Genomic DNA, 13,395 nt, shown 5'->3' with positions numbered 1-13,395 from the left:
TTGTCGAGAGGGACGATGGACCGGTGCGGTGAACGGGTTTCGCGCAGCCGGTGAACGCGGTGTAGAGAATTGTGAACCGGTGTGAACGCCGCCTCGCGCCGTCTTGACGCCGGACCGGAGACCATCGTTCATGATGTTCCATGAGCAGGGTCCAACACGTTCTCGTCGTCGAAGACGATCCGGTCAGTCGCCAGACGCTCGCCGCCTATCTGCGCAAGGACAACCACCGGGTTTCCGAGGCGGAGAACGGCGAGGCGATGCGCCGCGTCTTCGCCGGCGGCGACGTCGCCGTCGTTCTGCTCGACATCAACCTGCCCGACGAGGACGGCCTGTCGCTCCTGCGGGAGTTGCGGCGTCAGTCCGAGGTCGGCGTCATCATGGTGACCGGCCGCGACGATCAGGTCGACCGCATCGTCGCGCTGGAACTCGGCGCCGACGACTACGTCACCAAGCCCTACGACATGCGCGAACTCCTGCCGCGGGTGAAGAACCTCGCCCGCCGCGTCGCCGCCGCCCGGTTGGTGCGCGAGGACGAATCGACGAAGTTCTTCGCCGGCTATCGAATGGACATCCCGCACTGGAGCCTGACCGACGCCGAGGGCCGCGAGGTGCGGCTGACGCGAGCGGAATTCGAGCTGCTGGCGACACTGGTCTCCCACCGCGGCCGCATCTTCACCCGCGACGCGCTGATCGATCAGGTCAGCCGCCGCGACCGCGACCCGCTCGACCGCACCATCGACGTGCTGATCGGCCGCCTCCGGCGCAAGATCGAGATCGATCCCACCCATCCGCGGCTGATCATCACCGTTCACGGCATCGGTTACGTCTTCGCCGGCTGAGGCTGCGCCAGTTCCGCCCAGGCGGTGTCGAGCGCCGGACGCGAGGCGACGAGCGCGGCGGCGAGGTCGCGCACCGGCCCTTCGAAGGCGGCCCCGGCGTCGCGCGCCAGCCGTTCGACCACGGCGGCGCGGTCCGACAGGCCGATGAGCCCGACGTGGCGCGACGAACTCTTCAGCCGATGGGCGATCTCCACCACCTCGCCGCGCGCGCCGCTCCGGAGCGCCCGCGTCAGGGCGTCCGGCGTCGCCGCCGTCGACCGCCGCCAGGTCTCGACGATGCTCTCGGCCCCGGCGAGGCCGAGCGCCGCGACGTGTTCGTCGAGCACCCGCCGATCGACCGCCACGCCATCTCCCGCCTTCGCCCTGGCCGGCGCCGCCGGCTTGACCGGCCCCGGCGAGACCACGCCGAGCTGGCGGCGGAACACCGCGTCGAGCCGTTCGGCGCGGAACGGCTTGCCGAGGAAGTCGTTCATGCCGGCGGCGAGGCAGGCCTCGATGTCGTCGCGCAGCACCTGCGCCGAGAGCGCGACGATCGGCACGTTCGCCCGGCGCGGATCGGCGAGCGCGCGGATCCGTCGCGTCGCCTCGAGCCCGTCGAAGTCGGGCAGGCGGACGTCCATCAGCACGATGTCGAAGGTGCCGTTCGCCGCCGCCGCGACCGCCGTCTCGCCGGTCGGTGCGATCACCGGGCGATGGCCGGCGCGCTCCAGCAGGCCGCGGGCGACCAGCGCGTTGACCTCGTTGTCCTCGACCACCAGCACGTCGAGCGCCCGCGCCGGCACGGCGCCGGGATCGCCCTCGCCCACCGCCGCCGCGGGCCGGCTGCCGCGGTCGAAGGGCACGGTGAAGGAGAAGCGGCTGCCGACGCCCTCGATCGACTGCAGCGCCATCGACCCGCCGACGAGATCGACCAGCCGGCGACAGATGGCGAGCCCCAGCCCGGTGCCGCCGTGGCGCCGTGCCACCGACCCGTCCGACTGGGTGAAGGGCTCGAAGATCGCCTCGCGCCGGTCGGCGGGAATGCCGATGCCGGTGTCGGCGACGACGAATTCCAGCGCCCAGGCCTCGCCCGGCCCGCGAACTTCCTCGACCGAGACGGAAATCGTGCCGGTTTGCGTGAACTTGACCGCGTTGCCGACCAGATTGAGCAGGATCTGCCGCAGCTTGCCGGAATCGCCGACCACCGTCGGCAGGTCGGGGACTTCCGCCGCGATGTCGAGATCGGGCTTGCGCCGGGCGATCGGCCGCATCAGCCCGACGACGTCCTCGACCACGGCACCGACCGAGAACTCGACGTGTTCGAGGTCGAGCACGCCCGCCTCGATCTTGGAATAGTCGAGGATGTCGGCGACCACCGAGGACAGGATCTCCGCCGAGCGCGACACCGCCTCGACCCGCTTCAGCGTCGCCTCGTCGAGCGGGCTCGCCTGAAGGAGCTCGGCGACGCCGAGGATGCCGTGGATCGGCGTGCGGATCTCGTGGCTCATGGTGGCGAGGAAGGTCGACTTCGCCCGGTTGGCCGCCTCCGCCTCCTCCTTGGCCTTGCGATGCTCGGTGACGTCGACCAGGATGACGACGGTGCCGATGTACTTCTCCGAGACGTCGAGCATCCGCTGCTTGCGGATGTCGAACCAGCGCCGGCCGAGCCGCGTGTCGAGTTCGCGTTCGCACACCGGCTCGCGGCAGGTCTCCGGGTCGAAGCCGAGAAGCTCGGCGAGATCGACCGCCTCGCCGCCGTAGTAGCCGGCCCCCGGCGCCTGGCGGACCGCGAAGAGCCGCGCCGCGGCGTGGTTCATGTTCTCCACCCGGCCCTTCTCGCCGACCAGGAAGACCGGGTCGTCGAGGCTCTCGAAGATCGTCAGATAGCGGTTCTTCTCGTTGGTGACGTGCCGGTTCTGCACCCGGAGCTGCTCGGCGTCCTCGTCCGGCGATCGGTTCGCCCACTCGTCGCAGAAGCCGACCTCCATCCGATCGAAGAAGTTGTCGACGACGTCGGCCCAGGCCCGCCGCTCGGCCTCGTCGGCCGCCTCGTCGTCGACGAGATCGAGATAGGTCCGCCGATAGCTCTTCATCAGCCCGAGGAAGAGCCCGAGCGTGATGCCGCGGGTGCGATGCCGCCGGGCCGCCTCGATGCCGTAGAAGGCGATCGGATCGCGGCCGTATTCGACCTCCGCCACGACCGCGGTGCACGACCGGCCTTCCGCCAGCGCGGCGAGCAGCGGTGCCGACAGCCCGTGGATCGAGGCCCGCCACGCCTGTTCGAGCGTCGAGGTGAAGGGCGTGTAGCCGCGCGCCTTGGCGTATTCGATGATCCCCGCCGTGAGGCGATCCTCGTTGTCGGCAATGACGTCGTGGAGACGCCTCGTCGCGTTCATGTCGTCCAGCCCTCGGCTTCCCGGCTCGGAGCGGCGATCATAATCGATCTCGCGGCTCGCGCCGTCCGGATCGTTCCCGACCCCGACATGCCACGGCGTTCGCCGCCACTCCGGCGTGCCGGCGGCCGATCCGGGCGGCGGCGTGGCGCCCGGTCATGACGACGAGCAGGCCCCCGAGCGCCGCCACGCCCTCGCCGGCGTGCGGCGCGAGCCCCTGCCGGTCTTCGTGGCGCCGGTCGCGATCGCCGAGATCGGCCGCGACGTCGTCCTCGCCGCCGCCCTCCTCGGGCTCGGCCGACGCCTCCGGCCGGTCCGGCGACGCTGCTCGCGTCGAAAGTCTCAGCCCTTGGTGCTGAACATACGTATAAATGCTCATTGTCGGAACCCTACCCCGCTCACGACATTTGTTCTCAGGACTTGGAGCGCTCGGCCGACCCGATGTCGGGATGGGCGGCGTTCCCCGGGCTATGACATCGGATCGGCCCGGCGATCCGGAGGAGGTACGTCATGCACGTCTTCGGTCGTATCGCCGCCGTCGCGCTCACGCTCGTCGTCGGCGCCCTGCCCTCGATCGCCGAGGCGCAATCCCGCTTCCCGGCCACCCAGAGCACCGGCAACCTCGACTGGCGCCGGCAACAGGGCGGCCCCGGCCCGCAATACGGCAACCGCCACTACGGCGGCCCCCCGCGCCACTACAACGGTGGACCGCGCTACTACGGCGGCGGCCCCCGCTACTACGGCGGCGGCCCGCGCTACTATCACCATGACGACGACGGCGGTGCCGCGTTGGCGGCCGGCATCGTCGGTCTGGCGGCCGGCGCCATGATCGCCGGAGCCGCATCCGGCAACGGCCACGTCGCACGCTGCTCGCGCACCTACCGGTCGTACGATCCGCGTTCGGACACCTTCGTCGACCGCTACGGCAACACCCGCCGCTGCCGCCTGTGACACGGCGAAGCCGGCATCCTGCACGGTGTCGGCCCATGGACGGCGCGCCCTCCGGCGCGCCGTTCGCGCGTCCGGCGTCGATCGACCGCTCGGATGCGTCGCGGAGGCCTCGCCCGACTTCTCCGGCATCGTCGCCGCCCGGCGTCCGGAACCACCGAGAAGTCATTGACCCGTCGACATGATGAGCTATGGTCGACCGTCCCTCCGGAAGGTCGGGCGTGTTCGGCGACACCCTCGCCGCTCGCGCGCCGGGTCACGATCGCCGAAGGCCTCCCGCCGTAATTTCGACCGCTTTCGGGCCGACGGAACGCGTCCATGGATCGTCGTGATTTCTTGATCTCCTCGCTCGTCTCGGCTGCCGCCGTCGCGTTCGCCGCTCCCACCACGGCCGCCGACGGCGCGCCGGCGACGCCGGAGCCGCGTGCCTTCGACTGGGGCACGCTGAAGGACGAGGCGCGCGCGCTCGCCGCCAAGCCGCAGGTGGTCGCCAAGAGCCGCGTCCCCCAGCCCTTCGCCCAGCTCCCCTTCGAGCAGTATCGCGAGATCCGCTGGAAGCGCGATCTGCAGATCTGGCGCAACGAGAATCGCGGCTACGCCGTCGAGCCGCTGCCGGCCGGTTCGGTCTACGACCTCGGCGTCGACGTCTATCTGATCGACAACGGCCAGGCACTGCCGATCGCCTTCGACCGCGACAGCTTCGACTGGGGCCGCGTCGCCCCGCCGGACGAGGGCGTCACCCTGCCCTTCTCCGGCGTCAAGCTGCACCGCCCGGCCGACGGCGACCGCTGGCCCGAGTTCGCGGTCTTCCAGGGCGCGAGCTATTTCAAGGCGACGACGCTCGACCTGCGCTACGGCCTGACCGCGCGCGGTCTCGCCATCAACACCGCCTCGCCCGACGGCGAGGAGTTCCCCGCCTTCACCCGCTTCTGGGTCGAGAAGCCGGAGGAGAACGCCCAGTCGATCCGCATCTACGCGCTGCTCGAGAGCCGCTCGGTGACCGGAGCCTGGCGCGTCACGCTGCGTCGCGGTGCCGAGACCGCCTCCGACGTCGAAATGACGCTCTATCCGCGCGTCGATCTCGATCACGTCGGCCTCGGCGCGCTCAATTCGATGTTCCTCTACGGCTCGATCGGCCGCCCGCGTCAGGACGACATCCGTCCGGCGGTGCATCTCTCCGACGGCCTCGCGGTGCGCACCGGCGCCGGCGAACGCCTGTGGCGACCGCTGGCCAACCCGACCGTGCTGCAGATCTCGGCCTTCGGCGACGAGAACCCGCTCGGCTTCGGCCTCGCCCAGCGCGCCCGCGAGTTCTCCGACTACGAGGACCTCGAGCAGCGCTGGGAGATGCGTCCCTCCGCCTGGGTCGAGCCGATCGGCGACTGGGGCAAGGGCTCGGTCGTACTGGTCGAGATCCCGTCGGAGAGCCAGATCCACGAGAACATCGTCGCCTACTGGCGCCCCGCCGCCAAGCTGAAGGCCGGACAGGAGTTCTCCGCCGCCTATCGCCTGCACTGGCAGGCGAGCGGCCTCGAGCCCTCGGGCCTCGCCCATGTCTATTCCAGCCGCGAGGGTCGCGGCGCGGAGGGCACCCGTCGCCGCTTCGCGATCGACTTCGTCGGCCCGATGCCGCCGGCCGCCGCCATCAAGCCGATGGTCTCCGGCTCCGCAGGACGCATCGTCGCGCCGATGGCGATGCCGTTGCCCGGCGACGAAGGCACCCGCGTGACCTTCGAGCTCGATCCCGGCAACGCGCCGCTCGTCGAGCTGCGCGTCCTGCTGGTCGACGCCGCCAACAAACCCGTCACGGAAACCTGGCTTCATCGCTGGGTCGCCGCCTGATCACCCCCCGGACCGGAACAGCAACGCCGTGACCGTCGACTTCCAATCGCTCGCCCCTTCCGCCCTGCCGCCGCCGGTCCCGCCGGAAGCGCCCATGGCGATGCCGGTGCAGAAGCTCGGCCGCTGGGACGGACCCGACGCCACCCGCGTCGACGGCGCCATTCCGCCGCGGACGGTACTCGCCCGTCTCTTCGTCTTCGGCCTCGGCTTCGTCATCTCCGCCTACGGCGTCAACGAGATGGTGGGCGTCGTCTCGGCCGGCGGCATCGTCGGCCTGGAATGGCCGCTGATCGGCTTCTTCGCGCTGACCTTCTCGTGGATCGCGCTGTCGGCGGCCTCCGGCATCGCCGGCTTCTTCGCCGGCTTCTTCGAGCGCCGCCCGAAGGACCTCGACCGGCCGCTCTCGGTCGTCACCGCGCTCGTGATGCCGGTCTACAACGAGAGCCCGGCCAACACGATCGGCGCCCTCGAGGCGATGGCCGAGGAGATCATCGAACGCGGCGCGGGCGCCAATTTCGAGATCTTCGTCTGCTCCGACACCACCGACCAGACCGTATGGGTCGAGGAGGAACTGGCGATCGACCGCCTGCGCCGCCGTCTCGGGTCGCGCATGGCGGTGTGGTATCGCCGCCGCCACAAGAACGTCGCCCGCAAGGCCGGCAACATCCAGGACTTCGTCACCCGCTGGGGCGGCCGCTACGAGCACATGCTGGTGCTCGACGCCGACAGTCTGATGATGGGCGAGACCATCGTCACCCTCGCCCGGCTGATGGAGGACGATCCCAAGGCCGGCATCATCCAGACCCTGCCGGTGATCGTGAACCGCAACACGCTGTTCGCCCGTCTCCAGCAGTTCGCCGGTACGATCTACGGCCCCGTCATCGCCCGCGGCCTCGCCGTCTGGCACGGCCGCGACGGCAACTACTGGGGCCACAACGCGATCATCCGCACCAGGGCCTTCGCCGAGGCCTGCGGTCTGCCGGACCTGCCCGGCCGCAAGCCCTTCGGCGGCCACATCATGAGCCACGACTTCGTCGAGGCGGCCCTCATCCGCCGCGGCGGCTGGGGCGTCTACATGGTGCCGTGGCTGTCGGGTTCCTACGAAGAGAGCCCGCCGTCGCTGCTCGACGTCGCCATGCGCGACCGCCGCTGGGCGCAGGGCAACCTGCAGCACATGGCGCTGCTCGGCACCGTCGGCCTGCGCTGGCCCTCGCGCGTCCACTTCGCCACCGGCATCATGAGCTACCTCGCCTCGCCGATCTGGCTGATGCTGCTGATGGTCGGCCTCGCCCTCGCCCTCCAGGCGAAGTTCATCCGGCCGGAATATTTCTCCAAGGAATTCTCGCTCTATCCCGCCTGGCCGCGGTTCGACTCGGAACGCGCGCTCGATCTCTTCCTCGTCACCATGGGCGTGCTGCTGCTGCCCAAGGTGCTGGGCGTGATCGAGTCGATCTTCCGCTCGCGCATCCGCCGCCGTTCGGGCGGAGCGATCGCCATCGTCTTCGGCACCCTCCTCGAGACGCTGATCTCGGCGCTGGTCGCTCCGGTGATGATGCTGCTCCAGTCGCGCCATGTCGCCGAGATCCTGCTCGGCCGCGACTCGGGCTGGAAGACCCAGCGCCGCGACGACGGCGGCATTCCGCTCGCCGAGGTCATCCGCCATCACTGGCAGCACGCCATGATCGGCGTCTTCATGACGCTCGCCGCCTATGTCATCTCGCCCGCCATCCTCGCCTGGATGTCGCCGACGGTGATCGGCCTGATGCTCGCCGTGCCGCTGTCCTGGGCGTCCGGCTCGCTCGCCGCCGGCCTCGCGCTGAAGAAGATCCATCTCCTCCTCATCCCGGAAGAGACCGACCCGCCGGCCATCCTCGAACGCGCCCGCCTCGCCAAGGAACGCGCCGCCGCCGAGCTGCCCGAGGTCGAGGACGGCCTGACCACCGTGGTCGAGAACCCGCACGCCCGCGCCGTCCACGCCCACATGCATCTGCCGGTGCCGTTGCGTGCCCGTGGCAAGCCCGAGCTCGAGCCGGTGATGGCCGCCGCCAAGATCGCCGAGGCGACCCATTTCGCCGAGGTTCTCGCCTGGCTCGGGCCGAAGGAGCGCATGGCGGTGCTCTCCGAGCCGCATCTGATCAAGTCGATCGACCATCTGATCGTCGAGCCCGAGCCGGCCCCCGATCTCGTGGCGATCGAGGAACGGCGCATCGAGCCCTTTCCGTCCGAGGTCCCGCCCAACGCCCACGACGCCGTCCGTCCCGACGACCTCGCCGTCTTCGAGGCCGCCAACGACGGCGTGAAGCCCTCCGCCTGACGCACCCGACGGCGGGGGCCCCGCCCCCGTCGCCGCGGCACGGCTCTCGTGGCACACTGCCGGCCGACTCGGAACCGAACCGACAGGAGAACGCCCATGGGCCGCACCACCCGTCTCTGCCTCTCGGCGCTCGCGGGCCTCGTCGCCGGCGCGACCGCGGCGCTCGCCGCCGATGCCCCGCCGAAGTTCGACGTCGCGCTGAAACTGTCGCCGGCCGCGCTGAAGAAGCTCGCCGGCATGGGCGAACAGGTCACCGTCGCCGCCATGTACTCGGGCGAGCCGACCAGGGCCGGCGAGAAGAAGGCGATCGAGGGCGAGATCAACCTCGGCGAGGAGAACGTCACCCGCAAGCCGGCCGCCACCGTGACCTATTCCTTCGTCGGCAAGGGCTTCAAGACGGCCGACCTCAAGTGGGTCAAACCCGGCACCGCCCGGATGCTGATCAACGTCTATTCCGCCCGCATGGTCGCCGACGACAATCTGCTCGAATGCGAACTCTGGAACAGCACCCTGGACACCATTCCGAAGCCGCTCGACATCGCCTGCCGGCTGATCGACGAGTGAGCCGGCACGGTCGGCGCGCGGCCATCACCGCCGCCGCCGCGCCTTGCCATGCGCTTGCGACATATCGACACCATAGCGGTATGCAACTTTCGTATAACTCGATTAGATCGAGCGTTTTCAAAGACTTGAGCCGTGTTCGGAGCGAACTGGTCATCGCCCGGGCCTTCCCTTAGGAAGGGCCGACGGCTCGGCACGAGCGGACGGCGCGCCCATGTCCGTCCTTCGACCGCCCACCCGGAGGGGCGGTGCGCCCCCGAGCCGTCGCCGAGCAACGACCAATGGATCCGGACATGAGCGCCGCGCACGACAACGACACGACCGCCAATCCCGCCCCCCTCGGGCTGATGGGCTTCGGCATGACCACCATGCTGCTGAACTTCCACAATGCCGGGCTCTATCCGCTCGACACGATGATCCTGGCGATGGGCATCTTCTACGGCGGCTTCGCCCAGATCATCGCCGGCGTCATGGAATGGCGGAAGGGAAACACCTTCGCCGCCACCGCCTTCACCAGCTACGGCATGTTCTGGCTGTCGCTGGTCGGCCTGATCGTGCTGGAACACGCGCCGATCGGCATCGCCGGCCCGGCCAAGGCCACCGCCATGCCGGCCTTCCTCGGCATGTGGGGCGTCTTCACCGCCGTCCTCTTCGTCGGCACCCTGCGCCTCAACCGCGCCCTGCAGGTGGTGTTCGGCTCGCTGACCGTGCTCTTCGCCCTGCTCGCGCTCGCCGACGCGACCGGCAACGAGGCGCTGACGCACGTCGCCGGCTTCGAGGGCCTCTTCTGCGGCGCCGCGGCGATCTACACCGGCCTCGCCCAGGTGCTGAACGAGGTCTGGGGCCGCACCGTCTGCCCGCTCGGCACCGTCGCCCACGCCTGAGCGACGACGCCCGCCGAAACGACGCCCAACCACCAAAACGCAAAGGCCCCGGAGCGATCCGGGGCCTTTTCTCGTTCGACCGATGCTTCGCCCGATCATACCGGATCGATGTCGCCCGCTGCCCAGCCGGCGATGGTCTCGGCCTTCCAGTCGGCGAAGCGCCCGGCCTCGATGGCGTCGCGCGCGCCCTGCATCAGCGTCTGGTAATAGGCGAGGTTGATCCGGGTCAGCAGCATGGCGCCGAGCGCCTCGCCGGTCCTGACGAGATGATGCAGATAGGCCCGCGACCACTCGCGCGCCGCCGGCTCCGGGCTCTCCGCATCGATCGGCCGGGGATCGTCGGCATGGCGGGCGTTCTTGAGGTTCACCCGCCCCCGCGCGGTGAAGACCTGACCGTGACGGCCGGCCCGCGTCGGCATCACGCAGTCGAACATGTCGATGCCGCGCGCCACCGCCTCGACGATGTCGTGCGGCGTGCCGACGCCCATCAGATAGCGCGGCTTGTCGGCCGGCAAGAGCGGCGCCGTCGCCTCGATCACCCGCAGCATCACCTCCTGCGGCTCGCCGACCGCGAGGCCGCCGAGCGCATAGCCGTGGAAGTCGATCGCCGTCAGCCCGGCGGCGGAACGCGCGCGCAGCTCCAGATCGTCGCCACCCTGGACGATGCCGAAGATGCCGTGGCCGCGCTTGCCGAAGAACGCCGACTTGGACCGCTCGGCCCAACGCAGGCTGAGCTCCATGGCGCGTTCCATGTCCGGCCGCGTCGTCGGCAGCTTGACGCATTCGTCGAGCTGCATCTGGATGTTGGAGCCGAGCAGCCCCTGGATCTCGATCGAGCGCTCCGGCGTCAGCTCGTATTTCGCCCCGTCGATGTGGGAGGAGAAGGTCACGCCCTTCTCGGTGATCTTCCTGAGCTGGGCGAGCGACATGACCTGGAAGCCGCCGGAATCCGTCAGGATCGGATGCGGCCAGTTCATGAACTCGTGCAAGCCCCCGAGGCGGGCCACCCGTTCCGCCCCCGGGCGCAGCATCAGGTGATAGGTGTTGCCGAGGATGATGTCGGCGCCGAGCGCGCGCACCTGATCGGGATACATGCACTTGACCGTCGCCTGCGTGCCGACCGGCATGAAGGCGGGCGTGCGGATCTCGCCATGGGCGGTCGCGACCGTGCCGCGGCGCGCCATGCCGTCGGTCGTGTGCAGGGTGAAGCCGAAGGCCGGCGTCGTATCGGAGGTCTCGGTCATGGCCTGTCCGGGAAGAGCAGCGAGGCATCGCCGTAGGAATAGAAGCGATAGCGGCAAGCGATCGCATGCGCATAGGCCGCCTTCATCCGCTCGAGCCCGGAAAAGGCCGAGACCAGCATGAAGAGCGTCGAGCGCGGCAGGTGGAAGTTGGTCATCAGGGCGTCGATCGAGCGCACGACCCGCCCCGGCGTGATGAAGATGTCGGTGGCGCCGGAAAAAGCCGCGAGCCGGCCGGCCTCGTCGCAGGCGCTCTCGAGGATGCGCAGTGAGGTCGTCCCCACCGCCACGATCCGCCCGCCGCGGGCGCGCACGGCGTTGAGCCGATCCGCCGTCTCGGCCGAGAGCACGCCGCTCTCGAAATGCATGACGTGGTCGGCCGTGTCGTCGACCTTCACCGGCAGGAATGTCCCTGCCCCTACGTGAAGCGTGACGAAATGGCGTTCGACACCCATGGCATCGAGGCGATTCATCATCTCCGGCGTGAAGTGCAGTCCGGCGGTCGGCGCCGCGACGGCGCCGTCCTCGCGGGCGTAGATCGTCTGATAGTCGGTCGCATCGCGCGCGTCGGCCGCCCGCTTGGCGCCGATGTAGGGCGGCAGCGGCATGGAGCCGACGGCGTGAATGGCGATGTCGAGATCCGGGCCGGAGAGATCGAAGGCGAGATCGACGATGCCGTCGTCGCCCTTGGCGGTCACGCGCGCCCAGACCTCGCCGAGGAAACAGGCCCGCCCCGCCTCGCCGAAGAGGACGCGGTCGCCCGGCTTCAGCCGCTTGCCCGGCCGGGCGAAGGCACGCCAATGGGCGGCGCCCTTGCGCTCGATCAGATTGAAGGTGACGGCGGTGCGGGCTTCGTCGCGGACGCGAATGCCGTGGAGCTCGGCCGGGATCACCTTGGTGTCGTTGAAGACGAGGGCATCGCCGGGGCGGAGCCAGTCGGTGAGATCACCGACGGTCGCGTCGGTGAACTCGGGCGTCTCGCCCGGCCTGACCACGAGCAGCCGCGCGCTCTCGCGCGGCGACGCGGGACGCAGGGCGATGTTGTCGGCCGGGAGTTCGAAATCGAAGAGATCGACGCGCATGGGGGGCTTCTTAGCCCGAATGGCGGGGCGAACGCCAGCCTTCAGCCGATTTCCGGATGGCTCGCCAGCCATTCCTTCAACGCCGCATCGATCCGCGTCTGCCATCCCTTGCCGGTGGCCCGGAACCGCGCCACGACGTCGGGCGACAGACGGATGTTGATCGATGCCTTGGGATTGTCGGCCCTCGGCCTCCCGCGCCGCACGACGCGTTCGCCGACGAGCAGGTCGGCCGCGTCGAACATGTCTTCCGTCCACTCCGGCGCGTCATCGGGGTCGATCCACGCGGCGGAGGACGTCTTCGAACCGGGCACGTTCGCGGTCATTGGCATGCCTCATCGAGATGATGCGACGACCACCGTCGCGGGCGGTCCACACCAGCGAAACCATCCGTTCGCCGAGGAACCCGAAGGTCAACATCCGCTCTTCGCCGTAGTCGAAGCGGCGATCGGGCAGATCGAAGTGCAGCCCGGCGAAGACCGCCGCCGCGTCGGCGAAATCCAAACCGCGCTCGGCGATCGTCCGTTCGCGCTTGGCCGGATCCCACGTGAGTTCCATCGGACACGCCTCCGAGGAAAGCACCGTTTCGATTTTTTGTCACTACAAAAATCAATCCGCCCATTATGCAACCCGTAGCACGAACACACAACCCGTGAGAGAAACGAAACGGGCGGCCGGAGCACCCTGCTCCGACCGCCCGCGATCGACGTCGTCGATGTCGGACCACTCAGCCCGCGATGTCGGCCATCACCTTGACCGAGATCATCTTGTCGGGGTTCTTGACCGGCTCGCCGCGCTTGATCTTGTCGACGTTCTCCATGCCTTCCACGACCTTGCCCCACACCGTGTACTGACGGTCGAGGAAGCGGGCGTCGTCGAAGCAGATGAAGAACTGCGAATTGGCCGAGTTCGGGTTCATGGCGCGGGCCATCGAGGCGGTGCCGCGGACGTGGGGTTCGGCGTTGAACTCCTGCTTCAGGTCCGGGTACTTGGAGCCGCCGGTGCCGGTGCCGTGCGGGCAGCCGGTCTGGGCCATGAAGCCCTCGATGACGCGGTGGAAGACGATGCCGTCGTAGAAGCCCTCGCGCGCCAGCTTCTTGATGTGGTCGACGTGGCCCGGCGCCAGGTCCGGACGCATGGCGATCACGACCTTGCCCTGGGTGGTTTCGATGACGAGGGTGTTTTCCGGATCGAGCGCGCTCATGGGATCTCTTTCGTCTGTAGTGAACGGTTCGGGAGCCGCGTTCGTATCCCGAAGGTCTCCCGCCTTATCGACCGAAACGGCCGCCGAGGCAACGCGGGAATGAGGCGGGCG

The 13,395-nt window shown here is 69.4% G+C and carries 13 protein-coding genes; 6 read left to right on the top strand and 7 right to left on the bottom strand.

Going from position 1 to position 13,395, the window contains the following annotated elements; all coding sequences use genetic code 11:
* Nucleotides 1-140: 140 nt before the first annotated feature.
* Nucleotides 141-839: a response regulator gene (locus ACT541_RS10200; protein WP_476136491.1), complete on the top strand. Its 699-nt coding sequence runs from the start codon at nucleotides 141-143 to the stop codon at nucleotides 837-839.
* On the opposite strand, the gene ACT541_RS10195 is transcribed toward ACT541_RS10200, so the two are convergent.
* Entirely contained in the window at nucleotides 821-3,214 is a 2,394-nt protein-coding gene (locus ACT541_RS10195; RefSeq protein WP_476136489.1) for a hybrid sensor histidine kinase/response regulator, read from the bottom strand. The genes ACT541_RS10200 and ACT541_RS10195 overlap by 19 nt on opposite strands.
* A 37-nt stretch (nucleotides 3,215-3,251) precedes the next feature.
* Nucleotides 3,252-3,590, bottom strand: a complete 339-nt coding sequence (locus ACT541_RS10190; RefSeq protein ID WP_476136487.1) for a hypothetical protein — start codon at nucleotides 3,588-3,590, stop codon at nucleotides 3,252-3,254.
* Nucleotides 3,591-3,721: 131 nt separating this feature from the next.
* On the opposite strand from ACT541_RS10190, the gene ACT541_RS10185 reads away from it, so the two are divergent.
* From ACT541_RS10185 to ACT541_RS10165, 5 genes are all read left to right on the top strand, one after another.
* Nucleotides 3,722-4,162: a BA14K family protein gene (locus ACT541_RS10185; protein ID WP_476136485.1), complete on the top strand. Its 441-nt coding sequence runs from the start codon at nucleotides 3,722-3,724 to the stop codon at nucleotides 4,160-4,162.
* A gap of 315 nt (nucleotides 4,163-4,477) precedes the next feature.
* Nucleotides 4,478-6,001 (top strand): OpgD/OpgG family glucan biosynthesis protein, encoded by a 1,524-nt coding sequence (locus ACT541_RS10180; protein WP_476136484.1) that lies wholly within the window; start codon nucleotides 4,478-4,480, stop codon nucleotides 5,999-6,001.
* A gap of 28 nt (nucleotides 6,002-6,029) precedes the next feature.
* On the top strand, nucleotides 6,030-8,315 hold the full coding sequence (gene mdoH, locus ACT541_RS10175) for a glucans biosynthesis glucosyltransferase MdoH (protein WP_476136482.1): 2,286 nt from the start codon (nucleotides 6,030-6,032) through the stop codon (nucleotides 8,313-8,315).
* Nucleotides 8,316-8,411: 96 nt separating this feature from the next.
* On the top strand, nucleotides 8,412-8,879 hold the full coding sequence (locus ACT541_RS10170; protein WP_476136480.1) for a hypothetical protein: 468 nt from the start codon (nucleotides 8,412-8,414) through the stop codon (nucleotides 8,877-8,879).
* Between the two features lie 290 nt (nucleotides 8,880-9,169).
* On the top strand, nucleotides 9,170-9,760 hold the full coding sequence (locus tag ACT541_RS10165; protein WP_476136478.1) for an acetate uptake transporter: 591 nt from the start codon (nucleotides 9,170-9,172) through the stop codon (nucleotides 9,758-9,760).
* Nucleotides 9,761-9,855: 95 nt separating this feature from the next.
* Here the strand turns inward: ACT541_RS10165 and tgt are convergent, their stop codons facing one another.
* The 5 genes from tgt to ACT541_RS10140 form a co-directional block, all read right to left on the bottom strand.
* Nucleotides 9,856-11,004 (bottom strand): tRNA guanosine(34) transglycosylase Tgt, encoded by a 1,149-nt coding sequence (tgt, locus tag ACT541_RS10160; RefSeq protein ID WP_476136476.1) that lies wholly within the window; start codon nucleotides 11,002-11,004, stop codon nucleotides 9,856-9,858.
* A complete protein-coding gene (queA, locus tag ACT541_RS10155) occupies nucleotides 11,001-12,083 on the bottom strand; it encodes a tRNA preQ1(34) S-adenosylmethionine ribosyltransferase-isomerase QueA (RefSeq protein WP_476136474.1) in 1,083 nt (360 codons plus the stop codon). Before queA ends, tgt begins: the two co-directional genes overlap by 4 nt.
* 41 nt (nucleotides 12,084-12,124) lie before the next feature.
* Nucleotides 12,125-12,325: a BrnA antitoxin family protein gene (locus ACT541_RS10150; RefSeq protein ID WP_476136472.1), complete on the bottom strand. Its 201-nt coding sequence runs from the start codon at nucleotides 12,323-12,325 to the stop codon at nucleotides 12,125-12,127.
* Nucleotides 12,326-12,347: 22 nt separating this feature from the next.
* Nucleotides 12,348-12,638 carry a BrnT family toxin gene (locus ACT541_RS10145; RefSeq protein ID WP_476136471.1) on the bottom strand — a complete coding sequence of 97 codons (291 nt, stop codon included), beginning with the start codon at nucleotides 12,636-12,638 and terminating at the stop codon, nucleotides 12,348-12,350.
* A gap of 169 nt (nucleotides 12,639-12,807) precedes the next feature.
* Nucleotides 12,808-13,284: a peptidylprolyl isomerase gene (locus tag ACT541_RS10140; protein ID WP_476136469.1), complete on the bottom strand. Its 477-nt coding sequence runs from the start codon at nucleotides 13,282-13,284 to the stop codon at nucleotides 12,808-12,810.
* Nucleotides 13,285-13,395 lie beyond the last annotated feature (111 nt).

This window comes from Pinisolibacter sp. DMC100, assembly GCF_056313705.1.
Note: the sequence above shows the minus strand (reverse complement) of the source record. Positions and strands in the feature narration are given on the sequence as shown.

What these genes read in the sequence shown, in the direction of transcription:
- ACT541_RS10200 (WP_476136491.1), top strand. Translation starts at nt 141, where the DNA reads ATGAGCAGGGTCCAACACGTTCTCGTCGTCGAAGACGATCCGGTCAGT.
- ACT541_RS10195 (WP_476136489.1), bottom strand. Translation starts at nt 3,214, where the DNA reads ATGAACGCGACGAGGCGTCTCCACGACGTCATTGCCGACAACGAGGAT.
- ACT541_RS10190 (WP_476136487.1), bottom strand. Translation starts at nt 3,590, where the DNA reads ATGAGCATTTATACGTATGTTCAGCACCAAGGGCTGAGACTTTCGACG.
- ACT541_RS10185 (WP_476136485.1), top strand. Translation starts at nt 3,722, where the DNA reads ATGCACGTCTTCGGTCGTATCGCCGCCGTCGCGCTCACGCTCGTCGTC.
- ACT541_RS10180 (WP_476136484.1), top strand. Translation starts at nt 4,478, where the DNA reads ATGGATCGTCGTGATTTCTTGATCTCCTCGCTCGTCTCGGCTGCCGCC.
- ACT541_RS10170 (WP_476136480.1), top strand. Translation starts at nt 8,412, where the DNA reads ATGGGCCGCACCACCCGTCTCTGCCTCTCGGCGCTCGCGGGCCTCGTC.
- ACT541_RS10165 (WP_476136478.1), top strand. Translation starts at nt 9,170, where the DNA reads ATGAGCGCCGCGCACGACAACGACACGACCGCCAATCCCGCCCCCCTC.
- tgt (WP_476136476.1), bottom strand. Translation starts at nt 11,004, where the DNA reads ATGACCGAGACCTCCGATACGACGCCGGCCTTCGGCTTCACCCTGCAC.
- queA (WP_476136474.1), bottom strand. Translation starts at nt 12,083, where the DNA reads ATGCGCGTCGATCTCTTCGATTTCGAACTCCCGGCCGACAACATCGCC.
- ACT541_RS10150 (WP_476136472.1), bottom strand. Translation starts at nt 12,325, where the DNA reads ATGTTCGACGCGGCCGACCTGCTCGTCGGCGAACGCGTCGTGCGGCGC.
- ACT541_RS10145 (WP_476136471.1), bottom strand. Translation starts at nt 12,638, where the DNA reads ATGGAACTCACGTGGGATCCGGCCAAGCGCGAACGGACGATCGCCGAG.
- ACT541_RS10140 (WP_476136469.1), bottom strand. Translation starts at nt 13,284, where the DNA reads ATGAGCGCGCTCGATCCGGAAAACACCCTCGTCATCGAAACCACCCAG.